The sequence below is a fragment of the Acetobacter tropicalis genome (assembly GCF_030644465.1).
GTDB classification, from domain to species: domain Bacteria; phylum Pseudomonadota; class Alphaproteobacteria; order Acetobacterales; family Acetobacteraceae; genus Acetobacter; species Acetobacter tropicalis.
Genome location: NZ_JAUYUW010000003.1, coordinates 1 through 20,687, shown reverse-complemented (window position 1 = coordinate 20,687; position 20,687 = coordinate 1). Strand labels below are relative to the sequence as shown.

Here is a 20,687-nt window from a genome sequence, read left to right as displayed (position 1 = left end):
GCCTAAAGTTCGGGGTTTTAAATACCTGCGTCAAGTGATTCGGGGTTTTAAATACCGAAACCGAGATTCGGGGTTTTAAATACCGAGATTCGGGGTTTTAAATACCGAGATTCGGGGTTTTAAATACCAAACCGAGAAAAAAACCAGAAATTCCGTTTTTATATCAATGTGTTAAAAGGATGCTAGAATCGCTTAACACAGAATCTAACACCTATTTAACACCTCTCTAACCATTTGATCTGTGGATAACTCACAAACCTCAAAAATTTCCAACCAAATTGAACCCAAACACCGCCTCTTGGGGGCTCCGCCCCCGCCGGCTCGCGGCCTACGGCCGCCCCAATCGCGCATAGCGCGATCTCCCCCCGGCATACCCCTGCTCGGCCCTTTGGGCCTGCACTGAACGGACACGCCTACGGCGCAAAGTCATGATCTGACGATGCGGAAACGCATCGTCTCTCCACCAGAGCACCTTCCTCATCCGCGTTGGCGCCTTCGACGCCCTACGGGGCTCTCCCGTTCAGCGCTCACCCAACGCCTGCAACATCAGAAGAACCGGGCAAAACCATAAACTGCTCAAGACACATCGGAGTTCAGGCGATCATTCAGCAGCTCACGTGTCGCAACATGCCCGCTAGACGCCATAGAATGGCCGTACAGGCGTTATCAGAGGTGGTGGCTGGTTGGGGTGTCTGCAACGGGTGTTGTGGTCTGTGCGGCCACCCATAGTGCCCTGCGGGGCTTGATAGGCTGGCCATTGCCTATTCGCCTGAGCACGTCAGAAAAATGCATGATGGTTGCTGAAACCGCAAACAGTTATTACATTGGTAATAACATTGAGGGGATTCACTATGGTCGAGCTGAAAGTGCGAAAATTCGGAAACTCACTCGGGGTCGTACTACCCAAGGAAGTGATCTCACGGCTGAACACCCAGGATGGCGCGCCCCTGTATCTGACCGAAGCACCAGAAGGCGGATATCGGCTCGTGCCCTATGATCCTGACTTCGAAACCAAAATGACAAAGGCTGAAGATATTATGCGGCGTTACCGTGATACGCTGCATGTTCTGGCTCAATGACAGCCTTCGTCTGGATAGACGAACGGGATACCCTGATCCTGCATGATCGGCTGTTGGGGGTGCATGGTGGTGCTTCCGGCGTACGGGATGCAGGCCTTCTGAAATCCGCACTTGCCCGGCCACAGCAGCATGCGGCCTATGCGGATCCGCTGGATCCAGTGCATCTGGCGGCCGTCTATACGGCGGGTATCGTCAAAAACCATCCCTTCATCGATGGGAACAAACGCACGGGTTTTGTGCTCGGCGTGCTGTTTCTGGAACTCAACGGCTATCGTTTCACGGCAGCCCAGGAAGATGCAGCAAATGCGGTTCTCGCGCTGGCAGCAGGTCAGATGGACGAACTGGGCTATGCGGCATTCCTGACCGCCAATGTCGCATCCGAAAGGGTATGACGGTAAACGAGGAACGCGATGAGTGTGCTTTTTTCGTTTCCTGAGGTGGTTCTGGCGACATTTGTCTTGATGGACCAGACTAATATGGCTAAGTCTTTTTTTTGAGTAAACTCAGGAGGCTTTCGCCATGCGCACGGTCAACATCCACGAAGCCAAGACCCATCTGTCCCGGCTGATTGACGCGGCCATGAAAGGGGAAAGCTTCATCATTGCCAAAGCCGGCCGGCCGATGGTGCGGGTCAGCCCGATTACGGATCCTGAAGAGTTACAGCAACGGCGTCTGGGGTTTCTTGCTGGAAAAATCCGGGTGCCCGAAGATTTTGATCGCATGGGACAGGACGATATTGTGTCTCTGTTCGACGGTCCGGCATGAGGCTCCTTCTGGATACCCATCTGCTGCTTTGGGCGGCCGGAGAGCCTGACAAGCTGTCAACACGGGCGAAAACCCTGATGGAAGATCAGGACAATGTTCTGGTCTTCAGTGCTGCCAGTCTCTGGGAGATCACCATTAAGACCGGGCTGGGACGGGCAGACTTCCAGGTCGATCCTCATCTGCTGCGACGCGGTCTGATCGAAAACGGTTATGAGGAGTTACCGATCACCAGCCAGCATGCCCTGGCAGTGGGACACCTGGCAGATGTGCATCGGGATCCCTTTGACCGGATCCTTGTGGCACAGGCCACGGTGGAAGGATTGCTTCTGCTGACCCATGATCCGCTGGTAAAGGCTTATCCTGGCCCGATCGAAGCCGTCTGAAGGAGATCGACCACTATGAGCAGCAAAAACAGGTCCATGCCCTCGCTGCACAGTGACGAAGCGGCCGAGGATTTCGTCGCGACCGCCGATCTGACCCGGTATGACCTGTCCGGTTTCAAGCCCATGCGCTTTGAGATCGAACCCAAGGCGGCCGCCCTCAACATGCGCCTGCCGGCGTCCCTGCTGGAGACCGATGTCGCACAGACGCGGTAAAGTATATTCCGACCAGAACAGAGGAGATCGGGCGATGTAGGTACGCTCGGAAATCACTCCGCGCGTCATGGAGGGGAAGCTCCCATGTCTCGCACCTATCATGGGGTCGTTTGCGGGAGGGGGCGAAATCCTACGCTAAGGATTTAGGCCAGCGATATTCGCCGGTGAGGTTGATGTGTTCCCATCCCAGCGGTGAGACATGGGCGAGGAGATCAGGCGGGATGATGATGGCGGCGAGCAGGTTCATGCCGGCGATACGATCTTCGATCCTGCGTTCGGCCTTGACCAGTGCATCGGCACAAAGGCACTCAATCGTTGAGAAACCGGGAAGGATTGTGCGGGTGCGGCGACACTCTGCAACGAAGCGACGGGCAAGATCCTCATTCGATGTCGCCGCCTCGGCTTCCCGAGCGATCCAATCGCGCAAATCCCGTGCGCCCCGCCCCGAAAAGGAGCGATAGCCGTAGATCCGGCGTAGGTCCGCCAGATGCTCATGCCGGGTCTCCTCGCGCGCGGCATAGAGGAGTAGATCGTCACGGCTCAGCCCGAGCTGGGCCGCGATGAAATCCGATACCTGTGCCGGGATCAGCTCGCCAGGGGTGAGTACCCGGCCCGGGTAGCGCAGGACGCACAGTTGCAGCGCGAAGCCGAAACGGTTGTGGGCGCGCCGGCGCTGGCGGATATGCCCGAGATCCTCATCGCTAAGGGTATAGTGCCGCAGCAGATCACCTTGATCGACCGGTAAGTGAAACAGCGCCTCGCGCTGTCGATCGGTCAGGGTCACGCGACGCGGCATACATGCTCCTTATTCTTTCCAAGGTAAGGTTTGAGATAGTTTGATTGCGATGCTGGTTAAGATACACAATAGTGCAAGCTTATGTGCTCATGTTCGTCACCGCTTCAAACCAACGTTTAAGAAACATGCTGATCGGATATGCCCGCGTCTCCAAAGCCGATGGTTCCCAATCCCTCGACCTCCAGCACGACGCCCTGCGTGCCGCCGGTATCGAGCCAGGTAATATTTATGATGATCGTGCATCCGGTAGCCGCGATGATCGGCCCGGCTTAGCTGCATGCCTCAAATCCTTGCGCGACGGCGATGTGCTGGTGGTCTGGAAACTCGATCGCCTCGGGCGCTCGCTCGCCCACCTGGTCAACACCGTGAAGGATCTGTCAGACCGCAGGATCGGCCTGCGTGTGCTGACCGGAAAAGGCGCTCAGATCGACACCACGACCGCATCCGGCCGCATGGTGTTCGGTATCTTTGCCACTCTGGCCGAGTTCGAGCGGGATCTGATCCGCGAGCGCACCATGGCTGGCCTTGCCGCAGCCAGAGCGCGCGGACGAAAGGGAGGGCGAAAATTCGCCCTGACCAAAGCACAGGTGCGTCTCGCCCAGGCCGCCATGGCGCAGCGCGACACGTCTGTTTCCGATCTGTGCAAGGAACTCGGGATCGAGCGCGTCACTCTATACAGATATGTCGGACCGAAGGGCGAGCTCAGGGATTATGGGAAGCGCGTTCTCAGCTTAGCGTAGGATTTCGCCCCCTCCCGCAAACGACTCCATCATCACAGCCGCAAATACGGTCGCAATCATCGCTGGGCCAACCAGCCGGATCGCTGTGGCTATGGAGGCTCACGTGAAGCTTCTGAATCTCCCAACTGGTACAGTCATCTGCACGATATCCGTCCTGGCCGTCATCATGACAGGCATGTTGCCCGCCTGATCATCAAGGGCGACCTCGATCCTGTCGAGGCGGTCTTTCCGTATACCGGCACCCGGCGACCCCACGAATATTACTGGTAATTTTCAGCGCGGGAATGAGGGATCGTTCCCGCGTTCCACGAGGCCATCAGGGACGTGGATTTCGGGGGGGATCGTTCACGACACCAACACCCTCATCAATCCGTGGGGCGAGGCGTAGGGAGGGTGTCAATGGCCGCCTGAATCCGGGCCAGATCGGCGTCCAGAAGAGCAAGAACCTGATCGGCCGGGACAGTGGGTTTCGTGCTGTTGCGTGCCTTGCGGATTGCATCCCTTTTGGCAGCCCGTTCGTCGGAAAGGTCCGTCATGGTCATGTCTTCATCGCCTCGTGTTTCGTGGCAGCGACAGGGGCAGAAATCCGCCATGCGTAATCGCAGACATTATCCAGCAATTCTGCTCGTTGTGTCTGACTGTAAGCCATAACGAAATCAGCGACAATTTTTTCTGGCACACCTTCCCGAAGAAGGTTGGCAGCCGTTTCCGCTATTTCCAGATTGACCGCCTCATTGAGCAAGACTAGAGCGTCCGTATCGGTCATACGCTTTGCTGCCTGTGAAACAAACCGGGCATTCAGATTCCACATCCATTGATGGCGATTGATCTTATCAGAAAACCATTCTGGAGAAGGGTATTCCGGAGCCATTAGGTATCCTCTTGAAGTGTCTGTGGTGGTCAGTTTCCAGGCCGTAAAATTGTTCTGTGGCCGAGATTACAGTCTGTCCGTTTTGGATGATCGTGTTTTGTCGTCAGCCTTGTTCCCGGTCCCTGTCGAAGGCATGAAGCCCCGCGCGTCTCCAGCGCGTTTTCAGGTCGTCCGGGGTGGTCTCATTTCCCCCCTGAAGCTGCCCCGCAATATCCAGAAAGGCTCCGAGCAGGGTGGCGCGGTCATCATCGGTCAGATCGACCAGTCCTGCCTTCTGGACCAGGCCGCCCAGTTCGATCAGATGATGGGTGCGTTCCCGTCGCGCCTTCGCCCAGTCGCGCATGTCGGTGCGTGCCTTTCGTGCCTGATGGCGATGGATCAGGGCTGTCTGCTTCCTGATCCGTCTTTCAAGCGCCAGCAGATCCGTTCTGATCGTTTCCGGTTCCTTTCCGGCTGCCCTTTTTTCCGCCTGCCTGAAAGAACGCCGCTCCCCGTTCGGTCCACCTCGCGACGGCTTCGGGTTTACTATCCGCCTGTTCGACAGCCGCAAGCAGAACACCAGCAAGAGCCTCGATCGATAAGGTATCGGCTCCCGTCACTTCGACCAGTTCACCGAGCTGGATGGTTCTTTGCGCTTTGAGCTGCTTCGCCTTTTCCTGAAGCGCCTTCAGTTCCGCATCAATGTCCCGTGGCCTGCGCATTTCTAGCCCCCTATTCTGCCGACCTGTGGATACTCTACCACACAGACGAGAACCGCGTCACTCATCCCGATTAACAATCTTTGTGGTGCAGTAAAATATGAGTGCGCGCTTATACGTCACTGCGTGACGTGCGCTTAAGTGGTGTGATAGGATCGCGTTCATGGCGATCTATCATCTGCATGCAAAGGTTATCAGCCGCGCCACCGGCCGGAGCGCCGTGGCAGCGGCGGCCTATCGCGCGGCGTCCCGGCTGCATGATGTGCGGCTGGATCGCGACCATGACTTTTCCAACAAGAGCGGCGTGGTGCATTCCGAGATCCTGCTGCCCGATGGCGCGCCGGAACGGTTTCTCGACCGTGCGACCCTATGGAATGAGGTCGAGGCGATCGAGAAGCGCAAGGATGCCCAGCTTGCCCGCGAGGTGGAGTTTTCAATCCCGCGCGAAATGACCCAGGCGCAGGGGATCGCGCTGGCACGGGATTTCGTGCGGGAGCAGTTCGTGGAACGCGGCATGGTGGCCGATCTCAATGTGCATTGGGATATTGGTGAGGACGGACAGGCGAAGCCCCATGCGCATGTGATGCTGTCCACGCGGTCCGTGGATGAGAACGGGTTTGGTGCAAAAGAGCGGTCGTGGAATGACAAAGAACTCCTGCTGACATGGCGGGAGCGATGGGCGTCACTTGCCAATGAACGGCTGGCCGAGCTGGACCTAGACGTGCGGATCGATCATCGGTCGTTCGCGGCACAGGGGATCGACCTTGAGCCGCAGAACAAAATCGGTCCGGCCGGCATGCGTCGGGAAGAGCGGGGCGAGGACGCGGAGCGGGTCGCTGACCATCTGGAGATCGCGCGACGCAATGGCGAGAGGTTGCTGGCCGAGCCGCATGTGGCGCTGGAGGCGCTGACCCGACAGCAGAGCACATTCACCCGTCAGGACCTGGCGCGGTTCGTGGACCGGCATACGGCAGATGCAGAACAGTTCAGTGCTGTCATGGTTCGGGTGGAGGCATGTCCGGAGCTGGTCGCCCTCGGGAAAGACGGTCACGGGCGGGAACGGTTCTCCACACGGGAGATGATCGGGGTCGAGCAGCGTCTGGAAGAGGCATCGCTCGCGATGGGGCTGTCCCAGGGGCATGCGGTGCCGCTGGCGGTGCGTCGGGCAGCGATGCAGCATTCCGGTCTTGGGGACGAGCAGGCGCTGGCGGTGGGCGAGCTCACGAAGTCCCGCGACCTGTCCGTGGTGGTCGGGTATGCCGGGACAGGGAAGAGCACCATGCTGGGTGTGGCCCGTGCGGCATGGGAAGAGGCCGGGTACCGGGTGCGCGGGGCGGCGCTGTCGGGGATCGCGGCGGAAGGGCTGGAAGCGGGGTCCGGGATTGAGAGCCGGACGCTGGCGTCCCTGGAGCGGGCGTGGGGTCGTGGGTTCGACCTGCTGGAGCGCGGGGACGTGCTGGTGGTGGACGAGGCCGGCATGGTGGGGTCACGGCAGATGGAGCGGGTTCTGTCTGTCGCCCGCGAAGCCGGGGCCAAGGTGGTGCTGGTGGGCGATCCCGAGCAGTTGCAGGCGATCGAGGCGGGTGGTGCGTTCCGGGCGGTGGCCGAGCGGGTCGGGTCGGTGGAAATCACCACCGTACGCCGGCAGCGTGAAGGCTGGCAGCAGGCGGCCACGAAGGAGTTGGCGACCGGGCGGACAGAGCAGGCGCTGGGACGCTATGAGGCGACTGGCCTGGTGCGCGGGCATGACACGCTGGAAGAGGCGCGGGGCGGGGTGGTGGCCGGGTGGGATGAAGCCCGTCAGGCCGCGCCAGAGGACAGTCAGATCATGCTGGCGCACCGGCGTGTCGATGTGCGGGCACTGAACGAGGCGGCACGCGCCATCCGGCGGGAGGCGGGTGAGCTGGGTGACGACGTGCTGGTGCCAACCGCCCAGGGCGAACGGGTGTTTGCGGACGGGGAGCGGGTCTACTTCCTGCGCAATGACCGGGAACTGGGGGTAAAGAACGGCACGCTAGGCACGGTGCGGGGCATCGAGGGATCGGCCGAGGCCGGGGATCTCGTGCTGTCGGTGCAGCTCGATGGGAAGGAGGGTGTCGGGCGTGGCCGGGTCGTGTCCGTGTCGGTGGCGGAGTATGACGCGCTGGATCATGGTTATGCGGCCACCATCCACAAATCGCAGGGTGTGACGGTGGACCGGGCGCATGTGCTGGCGACGGGGAGCCTGGACCGGCACGGGGCCTATGTGGCGCTGTCGAGGCATCGGGAGAGCGTGTCTGTCCATTGGGGTCGTGATGATGTGGGCGACCGGGACGGGCTGGTGCGGCGGCTGTCACGCGAGCGGCTGAAGGATACCACGCTGGATTACCCGCATGTCCGGGATCGGGATACCGGGTTCGCGCGGCGGCGCGGACTGTATGTCCCCGAGAGCAAGATCGTGGTGGAGCGTGAGAAGGCCGCCTCTGGCCCCCAGAAGGACAGGCAGACCGAAGCTGTCAGTACGCCAGAGCCGGCACCGGCACAGCAGAAACGCGGGATGTTCGATGGGCTGGACCTGTCCGTGCGGCCGGGGCGTCGCACGGCGGAAAAAGACGTGTCGGCCGGGATGGATGCCGGGGCCGGTAAGGGGGAAAGTGGGATTGAGCGTGAGGCTCCCGCCTCTCTCTTTGCGGGTTTGAGGCTGCCCCGTGTGCAGCGTGAGCAGGTGCCGGCCGGGCTGGACGGGTTTGTGCCGGGTGGTGATCCGCTTCAGCAGGCGGTGGAGCGGTATGCGCGGGCCTGGGTGGATGCCGAGCGCATGGTGCGTCAGGATCTGCCGGTGCTGGAGCACCAGAAGAAGGCGCTTTTTGAAGCCGGGCGGGATCTGGAGCGGGTCCGGCGTGGCGGTGAGGCGGATCTGCGGGCGGCGCTGAAGCATCAGCCGGAGATCCGGCAGGCGCTGTATGGTCTGGAAGGTCCGGCACGGGCGCGCAAACTGGTCGAGGGGCTGGAGCATGAGGACAGGGTGCGGAAGAGTCCGGATCTGCGGGCGGCGCGGTTTGTGAAGACCTGGGACGGGCTGAGCCGCGAGCAGCAGGGTGTGGCGCTCAAGGAATTGAAGCGGGATGCGCAGCTTGAGTCCATCCTGCGGGAGAAAAGCCGCGAGCTGGGGATCAAGAAGGGATCGACGCTCGATCACGGGTTGCATCCCCATCAGCGGGAGCAGGCCCTCTCACGCTCCAGGTCGCGCGGTATGGATATGGGGATGTAATCTGCTTGAGAGAGGAGATGTTGATGTGTATAATTTTCACTGGAGATACACATCATGCGAACCAACATCATTATTGACGATACCCTCATGACAGATGCGCTGAAGGCGTCTGGCGTCAAAACCAAGAAAGAAGCCGTCGAACTCGGATTGCGGACGCTGATCAAGTTGAATCAGCAGCGGCAACTGCGTTCCATGAAGGGCAGGCTGGAGTGGCGGGGTGATCTCGACGCCATGCGTTCCGACGCATGATTCTGGTCGATTCATCGGTCTGGATCGATTTTTTCAGGGGTACGGTGACGCCACAGGTTGATGCTCTGGACCGGTTGCTGGGAGAGGAACTGGTCGCCATTGGGGATCTGATGATGACGGAAGTTCTTCAGGGATTTGCGAGCGAACGGGATTTCAACAAGGCGCGGAGACTGCTTGGCGCTCTGGATCTGGTAGAGATCGGGGGGCGTGATGTCATGATCGAGGCGGCACGATATTTCCGTGACCTGCGTGCCAGAGGCATCACCATCCGGAAAACCATTGATACCCTGATTGCCACACGATGTATCGTAAGCGGGTATCGGCTCCTTTACAGTGACCGGGACTTTGATCCGTTTGTGACACATCTGGGGCTGGAACGGGTTGTCTGATTTCGGCGCGGTGACTGGAGAGGACATGCAGAAAAAAGAAGAGGCCGTTCGGCTGGGATCGCTTCTGGGGGCCATCGGTCGTGAGGCCGGTGTGCGTGATCAGGATATCGCGGTCTTGCAGACCCGCGATCAGACCCCGGCCGAGGCAATGTCCTTCGAATGATCCTGCTGCTTGATACCAACGTGATCATGGAGACGAGGAGGCCCGTCCCGGAGCAGCGTGTTCTGGCCAGCCACGACGTGTCGCCTTTCGAGGCGGCTGGTGTGCGGGTTTTCAATCTGTGGGGGGATATCTGATGTCCGAGACAGATCCAGCAGCGCGCGCGTTTGAGGACCTGTGCGCCGAAATGACGGTACTCCGGCGGAGCGTGGAAGCGTTGCCGCAGGCGTGGCGGGACAATCGGCCCCCGGATTACACGGAGGATCTGGCCCGTGTCGTGAAGGCCATGAATGCAGTCGGTGCACGAATGGAGGCGATCGAGGCCAATCCGACGCTGAAGATGACGCCCCAGGCGTATGGGCAAGGGATTCGTCAGGCCGGGATTTCTGCCAGTCAGGAGATGCAGACAGCGTTTCAGAAAGCGATAGGTGAGGTTCAGGGGGAACGTCGGGTTCTTGCCAATATCATTGGTCAGTCCCGTCAGCAGGATCGTCAGAACTGGTGGCTGTTAGGGGTGGGGCTTGCCTGTCTTGTTGCAGGGATCGGGTTGTCGCCTGTTTTGGCGTATCTCCTGCCATCTTCTGTCGGGACGCGAGTGGCATCCTTTATTGTTGGGGAGAAAGATCGCTGGAACTCTGGGGCCATGATGATGGCGGTCAGTAATCCTGAAGGCTGGCAACGTGTACGTGAGGACAGCCAGCTGGTTGAGGCCAACAGAGACAGGATCGCAGCCTGCCAGAAAGCGGCATCGGGTCAGGAAAAAATTCAGAAACCCTGTAGCATCACCGTTCCGGCACAACAGGAATAGTCTTCAGGGGATAAAAGCCGACAGCAGTAGATGACGTGTCAGGAAAAACGCATATTGCTACCACGTTGGGATATCATGTTAACACCAAGCGTTCTGCCCTGACACACCATCCCTCAAACCTCGCCATGCGCCCCAGCAGCGGCAATCTCGCACCCTACCCCCCGATCACCTGTATCGACCCCCGGTCAATGATGCTGCCAGCCAGCCTGATATGCTCATGCCGTGTCCGGGGCGCCTCCTTCTCCCCGCGGATCTGCCCGATCAGGATACGTGCAGCCTCCTCTCCAATCTCCGCACAAGGCTGTGCCACCGCAGACAATGGCGGATCAACAAGCTGCAGCCACTCAAGATCATCAAAGCTCAGGAACGAGATATCATCGGGAATGCGCATTCCCGCCTCCCGGACCGCACGAAGCGCACCGATCGTCATCAGCCCATCAGACGTCATCAGCCCCGTTGGCCTATGCGACAGAACCGCCTGTGTCACATCACGTGCCGCCTCCCATCTGTAGTTCCCCGTCCGCCCAACCAGATCCGCACAGACCGGAACTCCCGCCTCTCGGTGAGCCTCCAGATACCCCGCAAGCCGCTGACAACTCGGCGCAAATCCCTTCCGCATCCGCCCTGTCGCCGCATACGTCTCCACAACCCGCCCCAGATCCGCAGGCCTCACCTCGTCAATCTCGCCAATATACGCGATCCTGCGATGCCCTGCTTCCAACAGCCTCGCCGTACAGGTCGCAGCCGTCCTCACATTGTCCAGCGTCACACTGTCAGCCGCCAGCCCTGGCAACCGCCGGTCGATCTGCACAACCCTGCCGCCACCGGCAACAAACTCCCGCAAATGGCCCAGACTCTGCATGCTCGCGGGCGCAATGATGATCCCGTCCACCCGGTGCCGGTGGAAAATGGCAACAGCCTCGCGCTCAATCTCCGCTGATTCATGCGTGTCATGGATCAGCACGCAATACCCGTGCCGGAACGAGTAGTTCACAGCCGACTTGATGATGTTTGAATAGAATTCGGAGCTGAGATCCGAGACAATCATGCCGAATGTCTTCGCACTTCCCGAAATAAGGGACTGCGCGGCAATGTTCTTCTGGTAGTTGAGCGCGCGGGCCGCAGCCAAAACCGCCTCCCTCGTGTCCAGGCTGACATAGCCATAACCGCCAAGCGCCCGCCCCGCCGTCGCCACGCTGACATTCGCCGCCTGCGCCACATCGACAATTGTCGCATGCCTGCCCCTGTGCTCGTCCAAACTCCGCCTCCCGTTACCAAGACGGAAACGCATACCCCAAAAAACCCGCGCATGACGAACACACACCGGCAGCCTGCACACGTTCAAACCCCCGAAACATGGTTCGTCTCCGTAATGGTTGACTCTGTGAGAACGTTATCATATTGATTCCGATATCGATACGAAATATCGATTCTCGAGCCATCCGTCCAACCGCCTCGAACGAGAACCTCCCTGCCATGCGTAGAATGTTTCTTGCATCAGTCACCTCCATGGCAACCGGAACGCTTGCCCTCTCCCTCCCGGCCGTCGCCGCCACGGACACAACAGCCAGCACCGACGAGCAGGTGATCGTCACCGGAACTCGTGACCCTCACCAGACCGCAAAGAAGAGCGTCAGCCCCATAACCGTCGTCAGTGCCCAGCAGCTCAGATCCACTGGACAGCCCGACCTGCGCGACGCTCTGGTCCAGCTCGACCCCTCGATCACGCGCCCCGGCGTCACATCGGGCAACGCCAACATGACCTCAACCATCAGCCTGCGCGGCCTCACATCCGACCAGACCCTGATCCTCATCAACGGCAAGCGCCGCCACTCCACCTCGATCATGACCGATGACACCGGAAGCCCGGAAAACGGAACAACCCCTGTCGATCTCGGCATGTTTCCTATGTCATCCATCGACCACATCGAGATCCTGCAGGACGGAGCAGCAGCACTCTACGGCTCGGATGCCATCGCAGGCGTCGTTAACATCATCCTCAAGAAAAACACCCACGGCCTTGAGATGCACTCGGTCAATGGCGGCTACTACGCAGGAGATGGCTTCACGACCGACAACACTGTCAGCTGGGGCACCGGCCTCGGTGATCGCGGCTATTTCCACCTCGACGGCGAATTCAAGCACCAGGACCACACCAACCGCGGCGATGCCGACACCCGCACCGGAACCAGAGTCAACGAATATTTCGGCAATCCGCAGGAAACACGGGTTTCGCTCGGATACAACATGGGATACAAAATTACCGACCGAGTCGAGTTCTATTCCTTCGCCAGCTACGCCCACCGCGCCGCATGGTCCTTCCAGAACTACCGCACAGGCTCAACCCTGCCCGAAATCTATCCCAACGGCTTCAGCCCCGTCAGCTCCCTCGACGAGGACGATTTCAACGTGGCCCTGGGCTTCAAGGGCGAGATCCTCGACGGTTGGAACTGGGATGTCAGCACCAGCTACGGCGAGGACCACTCCCATTTCGACCTAAATGATTCCGTCAACACCGCCCTCTACGCCGATACCGGCTATACACCGACCCATTTCCACGTCATGACATTCTCAAACCGGCAATGGACCAACGACTTCGGCATTCGCAAGGCATTCAACGTTCCCCTACTGGCCGGCCCGGTCAATTTCTCGATCGGCGCGCAATACAGGAACGACGCCTATAACGTAAATCCCGGCGACCCCGCCTCATATTACGGCTCCGGCCCCCAGGGACAGAGCGGCCTCAACCAGCTCAGCAAGACCCGTGCCAGCCGCGACGTCACCGCCGGCTATATCGGCCTGTCCACACGCCTGCTGAAGAACTGGCAGATTGATTTCGCTGGCCGCTTCGAACACTACACCGACGCCGGCAACACCGAGACCGGCAAGGTCTCGACCCGCTACGACGTGAACAAGTATCTCGCCCTGCGCGGTGGAATCAGCAACGGCTTCCGAGCTCCCACACTCGCTGAGCAATACTACACCAGCCTCAGCACCACCCCCACTGGAGCCAACGGCGTTGTCGCCGTCAACTCCGCCACAGCCCGCGCCCTCGGTTCCAAGCCTCTGGTCCCCGAACGCTCGATGAATTTCAGCGCAGGTTTCCTGCTTAACCCGCTGCCAAGGTTGAATATCGCCGTCGACGCCTACCAGATCACCGTCACCCACCGGATCGTCGAGGGAGGCGTCTATAACGGCCAGCGCGCCATCAGCGCACTCGAGGCCGGAGGCTACCAAGTTGACTCAACCGTCACCCCCGACAGCGTCTCCGTCCAGTACTTCTCGAATGGTGCCAACACTAGGACACGCGGCGTGAATATCACCGCCGGATACAAGACCGATTTCGGACAGTTCGGAAAAGTCTCATGGGACGCCTCGCTCAATCTCAACGAGACCAAGGTCACACGCGACTACCTTGATTCCAACAACAACCCCCTGCTCAGCGCACAGGGCATCGGCTATCTCAGCACCGCCTTCCCGCGCAACAAGTTGATCTTCGGCGCATCTTGGCACAAGGGAAAATGGGATTTCGCAATTCACGAGATGCGCTGGGGACACACCATTAACCAGCTGCAGTACGTGACCGGCCCGAACGCATGGTCCAACTCGGTCTTCTACCAGATGTACAGTAAGCCCAAGTTCCAGACCAACATCCTGCTGGGTTACCAGGCAACATCACGCCTGCACGTCGCCTTGGGCGCAAACAACTTATTCAACGAATACCCCTCACGCATCCCGCTCAACACAAGCTATGTCGGCGTCGTCCCCTATGATACCAGCGCCCAGCAGCTCGGTTTCAATGGCGGATACTATTATCTGTCGCTCGACTATTCCCTCTGATCACGGAGCCGGCCTATGAGCATCCCAGAACACCAGAGCGGGCGCTCCGCAGCCATGGACCGCGCCCTCGGCCTCGCTTGTGACATCCCGCGCGAGGACCGCTCCGACGCACGGGCCGAACACCAGTCAACCTACCCTCCCGCCCTCACAGGCATGCGGGGCAGCGGCTACGCACGCGCCTACTGTGCCGGCCACGCCCTGCGCAACGGAAACCTGGCAGACGCCCTCCCCCAGGCTGAACCCGTGGACGGGGTCTATGACCTCGTCATCGTCGGTGGCGGCATAAGCGGCCTCTCCGCCGCTTGGTTCTACCGCCGGAAATACGGCCGGGATGCAAAAATCCTCGTCCTGGACAACCACGATGACTTCGGCGGGCACGCCAAGCGCAACGAGTTCACACATGACGGCGATACTCGCATCGCCAATGGCGGCTCCTTCAACATCTATTCCCCGAAAACCAAGGCCCAGAAACTGATTTTCGATGTCTGTGACATCGACGTCGAAAAACTCGCACAAACCACCGTCACCCGCGGCTTCTACGAATCCCTGGGCATGGGACAGACCGTCTTCTTCGACAGAAAGACCTTCGGACAGGACAGGCTCCTGAAAGATCCTGCCCCATGGACGGATTTTACCTTCCTCTACGATCCCACAATACCGCCGGACGCCGAAGCCCGATGGAGTGCTTTCCTGCGTGACGCCCCCCTGCCGGAGCGTGTTCGCAGGGATCTCTTCCGCCTGTACCACGACAGCCGGGACTACCTTCCCGGCCTGTCGCAGGACGAGAAGATGCGCAAGCTCGCCCTGATGAGCTACCGCGACTACCTCATTGGCGTGGTCGGATGTGACCCCATGGTCTGCACCTACCTGCGCGACCGCAGCTTCGGCAGCGGGCGCGGGCTCGATGCTATAACCGCATTGGCCGCATTCCAGCGCTTCGGCTTTCCCGGTTTCGTCGGCCTCGGCCTCCCCGAGCCCCCGCGTCACGGCAAGGGCAGCGCAGAATACCACTTCCCCGAAGGTAACGCCACGATCGCGCGCATGATCGTGCGCGACCTCATCCCCGGCGCCCTCGACTGCGACGGTCTCTCCGACGCCCTGACCCGCCGCGTACGATATGACACGCTGGACCAGGATCACAACTCGGTCCGCATCCGCCTCAACTCGACCGCCGTCAATGTCCGTAACGGGAGCGACGGCGTCACAATCGCCTATATCCGGGACCGAAAACTGTTCCAGGTCCGTGCACAATCCTGTGTCTTGGCCTGCTGGTTTCACGTCATCCCCTATCTCTGCCCCGATATGCCCGCCGAGCAGCGCGACGCCCTGCACTACAACGTTCACACCCCCAACCTGTGGGTAAATGTCTGGCTGCGGGACTGGAAAGCCTTCCACAAGGCAGGCACCTGCCTGATGAATGCTCCAGGCTCCTACTACGCCTCCATCATCCTGGAACCACCCGTGTCCGTCGGCGGCTACCAGCACTCCGCCTCACCGGACCAGCCTGCCCATGTCTCACTGCTGCGCGGCTATGGCGCACCCGGCCTTCCGATAAAGGACCAGTTCCGCGCAGGACGTATCGAGATGTACGAAACCAGCTTCGAGACCTACGAGCGCGAGCTGCGCCTACAGTTCAACGCAGCACTCGGCCCCTACGGATTCGACGCCGCACGTGACATCACCGGCATTACCGTTAACCGCTGGGGGCATGGCTATTCCTATTGGTACTCGCCCCTCTATGACGATTTCCTGAAAAACGGAGGCGATCCCCCGCATCTTCGCGCCCGCAGGAAATTCGGCCGGATCACGATCGCCAATACCGATTCCGGTGGCACCGACACAACCGCCCTTGCCATCGACATGGCCTGGCGCGCCATCAACGAACTCGACGAGACAGGCAGAGACAAAGAATGAACGCCCATGCTCTAACACGCCGCCAGACACTGACCGCAGCCCTGGCCGGCGCACTAGGTGCCGCAGCCCTGCCCGTCCGCCTGCGCGCGGAGGACAGGCCCGCCCTGCTCTACCCCGACCCGCCCGTCAGGCTCATTATCGAGCAGACATCGCTCGAGCTCGCGCCAGGCATCGTCGTCCCGACAACAACCTATAACGGCACCGTGCCCGGCCCGCTGCTGAGCCTCAACCCTACCCGTCACGCCGTCATCCACGTCACCAACCGGAGCAGGAAACCCGAACTCGTCCACTGGCACGGGCTGCATATCCCCAGCCCGATGGACGGCGCCATGGAGGAAGGCTCCCCCATGATCGCACCAGGCGAGACCGGAACCTACAGTTTCCTGCCCGGCCCCTCCGGCACACGCTGGTACCACACCCACGCCATGGCCGGACAGGACCTCGCCGCCGGCGGCTACTCAGGCCAGTTCGGTTTCATCGACATCAACGACGGACGCTTCCCCGCCGCCTATGACCGCGAGGTCTTCCTCGCCGTCCATCACTGGAACGGCGCACTCTGCGACATGGGCGCTCCTGTCTCCGACCAGATGGTCTGCTACCAGCATGCCTCCTTCAACGGTCGCCTGTTCAACGCTGCCGAACCCCTGCGCGTGAAGGCCGGAGAGCACGTGCGCTTCCGCTTCGTCAACGCCAGCGCCACACAGAACACCACCATCGCCCTGTCCGGCCACACATTCCGTATCATCGCGCTGGACGGCAACCCCGTCCCGACACAGGCCAGCGTCAACGTGATTCGTCTGGGCGTCGCCGAACGCGTCGATGCGATCGTTGAGATGAACAACCCAGGCGTCTGGATGCTCGGCGCCACCAGCGACGCCGAACGCGCCTCAGGTCTCGCCCTCGCCATCGAATACGCCGGACAACACGGCCCCGCACGCTGGCTTGCCCCCGCGTACAATGACTGGGACTATACCCGCTTCGCCCTCCCCGACTCCGCCACCCGGCCCGAGGTCGACGAGATCATCCCGATGGTGATCTCCAAGCGGTTCCTGAAAAAGGATGGCATGGACGAGTGGCGTATCAACAGCCAGACCTTCGAGGACGCCCCCGTCATGAAGCTCGCGAAAGGCCGCCGGTACCGCCTGCGCTTCCTCAATGCCAGCCGCGAGGATCATCCCGTTCACCTACACCGGCATAGCTTCGAGATCACCGCCATCTCCGGCCGCCCCGTCGCCGGCCTCATCAAGGACACGGTCGTCCTCCCGCTCTACGGATCACTCGACGTAGACTTCCGCGCCGACAACCCCGGTCGCTCCCTCTTCCACTGCCATCAGCAGATCCACATGGATTACGGCTTCATGCGCCTGATCAGCTACTAGGGCTTGTGGGGAACCGCCGGACCGCCATGTCATCAAGCAGGCGCTGGCGAAGGGGACTGATTGCAGCAATGCACAGGGACTCTGTCATCATCCGGCTCCTTCTGGTGGGAAGAAGCCAGAGTGCTTGGCCCGATCAAGACAGTTCCAAATAAAACAGATCGCTCACGCCGTGGTGATAGACTTGCACACCGCACCAATCCCGCGCAGCGGGTTCGTTCTGCCCTCCATTTCCTCCATTTAAATTAGATTGACCTAAACAGTCTATAGTCTAATTGGGACAATCCTGAGCCACGGTGTATCAAGGGCTGCATGGTGGTTTTTCCGGGAGGGTTCAAATGGGACAGCGCGCGGTCATCTATTGTCGGGTTTCTACGGCCGATCAGTCATGCGTGCGCCAGAAAGACGAGCTGAAGCGGTTTGCCGAACGCGCGGGCTATGAAGTGTCTGGCATCTTCATGGAGACAGGATCTGGCGTCCGGGTGGATCGGGCCGAGCGTCGAAAGGTCATGGCACTGGCCCAGGCTCGTGAAATTGACGCCATTCTGGTGACGGAGCTGTCCCGCTGGGGGCGCTCGACCATTGATCTCATCTCCACGCTTCAGGAACTGGAGAGCTATCGTGTTTCCCTGATTGCTATAACGGGAATGACGTTTGATCTGGCGACACCACATGGACGAATGCTGGCGACGGTTCTGGCCGGGATTGCGGAGTTCGAGCGGGATCTGATCAGCGAGCGGGTGAAGTCTGGTCTGGCCGCTGCCAGGGCGCGCGGGAAGGTTCTCGGCCGACAGAAAGGACAGCGGCCAAAGTCTGATCGTCTGGCTCCGAAGGTTCTGGCGCTGGTGGCAGAAAAGCGGAGTTATCGGTGGATCGCCCGCGATCTGGGAATCAGCAAGAACACTGTCGCTGCCATTGTGCAGCGGGAAAGATAACACGTCACTGTGTTTATGTGTTAACACATAGACATGATAGCATTATATGGGTGCTAACGGCATCGGTCTGAGACATGCGGAATATTGGGTTCGATTAGATCGTCGATTTTTTTGAGGAAGATATTGAGTTATCAAAATAACATGGTAATTTGTTAATGTGTTAACACAGAAACATGGTGACATGAAAACAATCGCGATCATTAGTCAGAAGGGAGGCGCTGGGAAGACGACGCTTGCCCTACACTTGGCTACTAGTGCCAGTGCCGCTGGATACGTTTCTCTGATCCTCGATACCGATCCCCAAGCGACTGCAAGTTCATGGAAAGCATGGCGGGGGGATGTCGAGCCTGATGTGGTGGATTGTGCGGCGCACGCCTTGTTATCAAGAAAGCTGGAACAAGCGTCCGAACTGGGCGCAGAACTATCGATAATAGATACCCCCCCACATGCCGATATTATGGCGCGTGAGGCGTGTCGTGTCGCTGATTTCTTGTTAATTCCATGCAGACCACGTGCTTTCGATATGGACGCTGTTAGAACAACGGCGGAACTTGTGCGAGCCAGTGGCAAGCCTGCCTTCGTGATTTTTACTGCGGGTCCTCCTCGTGCGCCCCAAGTTTATAAGGAGGCGGCCGAGGTTGTGGCGCAGTTTGGTATCCCTGTTGCTCCTGTTGTTTTGCCTGAGCGTGCAGTTTTTCATCATAGCGTTGGTTCCGGTCGTACCGCGCAGGAAGCAGAGCCGGAAAGCAAGGCTGCTGCTGATATAGCACTGTTGTGGAATTGGGTGTGTGATCAAGTTAACATGCCATCACACAAACAAGATGACACAAAAACGCGTTAGCAATTTTCTAAGTTGAGGATATACGGCATGAGTCGGTTTGCTGGTCTCAAAAAGACGGTCGCGCCATCGGTTGTGGAACCGGCAGCGCAAACGGTGGTAGAGAAAGCCCGCCCACGTAATCCGAGAGAAGGTAAGCGGGCTGTGGTGGGGTATTTTTCTCCAGCAGTTAGCAAGGGACTACATCAACTTGCGCTTGATACTGATACAACTATTCAGGGTTTGATCGGGGAGGCCATTGATGACTTGATGCGTAAGCACGGTCGTCATCCTTTTGGAGAGCGCTGATTATCTATTTAGATAGATTATGCTCGTACATTTGTACAATCAGGGTTGACCACGCTTAGCAAACCACGTCTCGCAGAATTTGATGAAATGCCGCTCAGGGTTCTTCGGAGCGATCTCGTTATCACCCAGCCACATGCGCCATTCTCTTTCGAGATGATGCACATCCCACCCTGGCGCGATGTTCCGAGCATCCCCGTAAATATCAGGATCGAGCGCACCCATCCAAGCCTCGGCTGCTGGCTCGGCAGCTTTCATTGTGCCGCGATTGATGAATGTTACCATGTCTTTCTGAGAATCGAATTCGACACGGTAATCCGGTAGATGATCGCTTGCAGCGAGGTTCTTTATCATCTGTCGGAATAATTTTTCTGGGCTTTGAGAGCCTGATTTTTTCAGTAGGATCTCAAGAGAGGCTTTCCATACCGCTTGCTGACCGCAATGTTTGCGAGCGAGTTCATAAACGCGTCGTTCCAGCGGTTTGCGTAGCCGGAAATAATCACGATGCAGTGTCAGAACATCATTGCTCTTAATTGCGTTAAAGACCCAATCCGACAGCTTGATCTCGCAATGCAATAGGCGCCCGTCGAGGCCAAGTTTGCGGCGGATGGATGAAGCGTCGATCAGGCCAAAACCGTCCACCTGTTCTTCGTCGCCTGTAACAATGTTAGTGCGGATACGTGTGCCTTCAAGGCGGTCGAGGGCTTCGATGAGGGCTTTGTAGTCCTTACCTGCCGTTCCGCGATTGGTGAAGATGAGTAAGTCGCGGCTGCTGATCCTCACCCGTTGCGATACTTTTTCCCCGGCCTTTAGTTTCGCCATGATCTGCGAAATACAGTAAATCAGAATATCCTTATCGTAGATTGTAGCAAGACCCTTCACGCTTGGCGTGATTTCCAGCCATTGCCCGTTATGTTCATAGCGACGAACGGAAGTTTCGGGTTTTTTCGACAGGGAATAGAACGGATGCTCCATTTGCGGCATCACGTCCTTAAGCACGGCATCTGCCACGTCGCAGATGAATAAGTCATGCTGCGGATGACGCTCCGGCAGGAGGGCCTCATGAACAACAGGCAGATTCGGGGTTTCAGATACCAT

General features: G+C 59.1%; 24 protein-coding genes and 1 pseudogene. 18 read left to right on the top strand and 7 right to left on the bottom strand.

Features of this window, described 5'->3' with window-relative positions:
* Positions 1-851 precede the first annotated feature (851 nt).
* The 5 genes from QWU00_RS16700 to QWU00_RS16680 all read left to right on the top strand — a co-directional run bounded on the left by QWU00_RS16700 (position 852) and on the right by QWU00_RS16680 (position 2,440).
* Positions 852-1,079 (top strand): AbrB/MazE/SpoVT family DNA-binding domain-containing protein, encoded by a 228-nt coding sequence (locus tag QWU00_RS16700; RefSeq protein ID WP_014106734.1) that lies wholly within the window; start codon positions 852-854, stop codon positions 1,077-1,079.
* Positions 1,076-1,471 carry a type II toxin-antitoxin system death-on-curing family toxin gene (locus QWU00_RS16695; protein WP_010665988.1) on the top strand — a complete coding sequence of 132 codons (396 nt, stop codon included), beginning with the start codon at positions 1,076-1,078 and terminating at the stop codon, positions 1,469-1,471. Before QWU00_RS16700 ends, QWU00_RS16695 begins: the two co-directional genes overlap by 4 nt.
* A gap of 127 nt (positions 1,472-1,598) precedes the next feature.
* Positions 1,599-1,844 carry a type II toxin-antitoxin system Phd/YefM family antitoxin gene (locus QWU00_RS16690; protein WP_150395621.1) on the top strand — a complete coding sequence of 82 codons (246 nt, stop codon included), beginning with the start codon at positions 1,599-1,601 and terminating at the stop codon, positions 1,842-1,844.
* The gene (locus tag QWU00_RS16685) at positions 1,841-2,227 is read left to right on the top strand and encodes a type II toxin-antitoxin system VapC family toxin (RefSeq protein ID WP_150395622.1); all 387 of its coding nucleotides are present in this window, start codon (positions 1,841-1,843) and stop codon (positions 2,225-2,227) included. The genes QWU00_RS16690 and QWU00_RS16685 overlap by 4 nt, the downstream gene beginning before the upstream one ends.
* 36 nt (positions 2,228-2,263) lie before the next feature.
* Positions 2,264-2,440: a CopG family antitoxin gene (locus tag QWU00_RS16680; protein WP_019087198.1), complete on the top strand. Its 177-nt coding sequence runs from the start codon at positions 2,264-2,266 to the stop codon at positions 2,438-2,440.
* 247 nt (positions 2,441-2,687) lie between these two features.
* On the opposite strand, the pseudogene QWU00_RS16675 reads toward QWU00_RS16680, so the two are convergent.
* Positions 2,688-3,236 (bottom strand): annotated as a pseudogene (locus QWU00_RS16675) (DUF4158 domain-containing protein); the annotation flags it as partial.
* A 125-nt stretch (positions 3,237-3,361) separates the two neighbouring features.
* On the opposite strand from QWU00_RS16675, the gene QWU00_RS16670 reads away from it, so the two are divergent.
* Positions 3,362-3,976 (top strand): recombinase family protein, encoded by a 615-nt coding sequence (locus QWU00_RS16670; protein WP_010512305.1) that lies wholly within the window; start codon positions 3,362-3,364, stop codon positions 3,974-3,976.
* Positions 3,977-4,341: 365 nt separating this feature from the next.
* Here the strand turns inward: QWU00_RS16670 and QWU00_RS16665 are convergent, their stop codons facing one another.
* The 4 genes from QWU00_RS16665 to QWU00_RS16650 form a co-directional block, all read right to left on the bottom strand.
* Positions 4,342-4,512 carry a hypothetical protein gene (locus QWU00_RS16665; RefSeq protein ID WP_162531351.1) on the bottom strand — a complete coding sequence of 57 codons (171 nt, stop codon included), beginning with the start codon at positions 4,510-4,512 and terminating at the stop codon, positions 4,342-4,344.
* Positions 4,513-4,514: 2 nt separating this feature from the next.
* Positions 4,515-4,742 carry a hypothetical protein gene (locus tag QWU00_RS16660; RefSeq protein WP_238706716.1) on the bottom strand — a complete coding sequence of 76 codons (228 nt, stop codon included), beginning with the start codon at positions 4,740-4,742 and terminating at the stop codon, positions 4,515-4,517.
* A 208-nt stretch (positions 4,743-4,950) separates the two neighbouring features.
* A complete protein-coding gene (locus QWU00_RS16655; protein WP_061491522.1) occupies positions 4,951-5,190 on the bottom strand; it encodes a conjugal transfer protein TraD in 240 nt (79 codons plus the stop codon).
* A 64-nt stretch (positions 5,191-5,254) separates the two neighbouring features.
* Entirely contained in the window at positions 5,255-5,548 is a 294-nt protein-coding gene (locus QWU00_RS16650) for a conjugal transfer protein TraD (protein ID WP_150395624.1), read from the bottom strand.
* Positions 5,549-5,708: 160 nt separating this feature from the next.
* Between QWU00_RS16650 and traA the strand changes: the two genes are divergently transcribed.
* Genes traA through QWU00_RS16620 form a run of 6 tightly spaced genes read left to right on the top strand, consistent with a single transcriptional unit; the run spans position 5,709 to position 10,401 of the window.
* Entirely contained in the window at positions 5,709-8,795 is a 3,087-nt protein-coding gene (gene traA / locus QWU00_RS16645) for a Ti-type conjugative transfer relaxase TraA (RefSeq protein WP_304651059.1), read from the top strand.
* 54 nt (positions 8,796-8,849) lie between these two features.
* Positions 8,850-9,044: a type II toxin-antitoxin system VapB family antitoxin gene (locus tag QWU00_RS16640; RefSeq protein WP_062454612.1), complete on the top strand. Its 195-nt coding sequence runs from the start codon at positions 8,850-8,852 to the stop codon at positions 9,042-9,044.
* Positions 9,041-9,433 carry a type II toxin-antitoxin system VapC family toxin gene (gene vapC, locus QWU00_RS16635; protein ID WP_048848569.1) on the top strand — a complete coding sequence of 131 codons (393 nt, stop codon included), beginning with the start codon at positions 9,041-9,043 and terminating at the stop codon, positions 9,431-9,433. The genes QWU00_RS16640 and vapC overlap by 4 nt, the downstream gene beginning before the upstream one ends.
* Positions 9,434-9,458: 25 nt before the next feature.
* Positions 9,459-9,596, top strand: a complete 138-nt coding sequence (locus QWU00_RS16630; protein ID WP_026019313.1) for a hypothetical protein — start codon at positions 9,459-9,461, stop codon at positions 9,594-9,596.
* Positions 9,593-9,730 carry a hypothetical protein gene (locus QWU00_RS16625; protein ID WP_019088723.1) on the top strand — a complete coding sequence of 46 codons (138 nt, stop codon included), beginning with the start codon at positions 9,593-9,595 and terminating at the stop codon, positions 9,728-9,730. The genes QWU00_RS16630 and QWU00_RS16625 overlap by 4 nt, the downstream gene beginning before the upstream one ends.
* The gene (locus tag QWU00_RS16620; protein ID WP_070406246.1) at positions 9,730-10,401 is read left to right on the top strand and encodes a DUF6118 family protein; all 672 of its coding nucleotides are present in this window, start codon (positions 9,730-9,732) and stop codon (positions 10,399-10,401) included. The genes QWU00_RS16625 and QWU00_RS16620 overlap by 1 nt, the downstream gene beginning before the upstream one ends.
* 154 nt (positions 10,402-10,555) lie before the next feature.
* Here the strand turns inward: QWU00_RS16620 and QWU00_RS16615 are convergent, their stop codons facing one another.
* Positions 10,556-11,659, bottom strand: coding sequence for a LacI family DNA-binding transcriptional regulator (locus QWU00_RS16615; protein WP_158513439.1), 1,104 nt, complete (start codon positions 11,657-11,659; stop codon positions 10,556-10,558).
* Positions 11,660-11,910: 251 nt separating this feature from the next.
* Between QWU00_RS16615 and QWU00_RS16610 the strand changes: the two genes are divergently transcribed.
* The 6 genes from QWU00_RS16610 (at position 11,911) to QWU00_RS16585 (ending at position 19,592) form a co-directional block, all read left to right on the top strand.
* Positions 11,911-14,241 carry a TonB-dependent receptor plug domain-containing protein gene (locus QWU00_RS16610; protein ID WP_202980520.1) on the top strand — a complete coding sequence of 777 codons (2,331 nt, stop codon included), beginning with the start codon at positions 11,911-11,913 and terminating at the stop codon, positions 14,239-14,241.
* 15 nt (positions 14,242-14,256) lie between these two features.
* Positions 14,257-16,155: an NAD(P)/FAD-dependent oxidoreductase gene (locus QWU00_RS16605; RefSeq protein ID WP_150395620.1), complete on the top strand. Its 1,899-nt coding sequence runs from the start codon at positions 14,257-14,259 to the stop codon at positions 16,153-16,155.
* Positions 16,152-17,534 (top strand): multicopper oxidase family protein, encoded by a 1,383-nt coding sequence (locus QWU00_RS16600; RefSeq protein WP_070406234.1) that lies wholly within the window; start codon positions 16,152-16,154, stop codon positions 17,532-17,534. The genes QWU00_RS16605 and QWU00_RS16600 overlap by 4 nt, the downstream gene beginning before the upstream one ends.
* Before the next feature lie 335 nt (positions 17,535-17,869).
* On the top strand, positions 17,870-18,466 hold the full coding sequence (locus QWU00_RS16595) for a recombinase family protein (RefSeq protein ID WP_026019400.1): 597 nt from the start codon (positions 17,870-17,872) through the stop codon (positions 18,464-18,466).
* 181 nt (positions 18,467-18,647) lie between these two features.
* Positions 18,648-19,307, top strand: a complete 660-nt coding sequence (gene parA / locus QWU00_RS16590) for a ParA family partition ATPase (RefSeq protein WP_010666790.1) — start codon at positions 18,648-18,650, stop codon at positions 19,305-19,307.
* A 27-nt stretch (positions 19,308-19,334) separates the two neighbouring features.
* On the top strand, positions 19,335-19,592 hold the full coding sequence (locus QWU00_RS16585) for a ribbon-helix-helix domain-containing protein (protein ID WP_010505208.1): 258 nt from the start codon (positions 19,335-19,337) through the stop codon (positions 19,590-19,592).
* Between the two features lie 39 nt (positions 19,593-19,631).
* On the opposite strand, the gene QWU00_RS16580 is transcribed toward QWU00_RS16585, so the two are convergent.
* The coding region (locus QWU00_RS16580; protein ID WP_010666791.1) for a replication initiator protein A at positions 19,632-20,687 on the bottom strand (1,056 nt) is incomplete at its 5' end.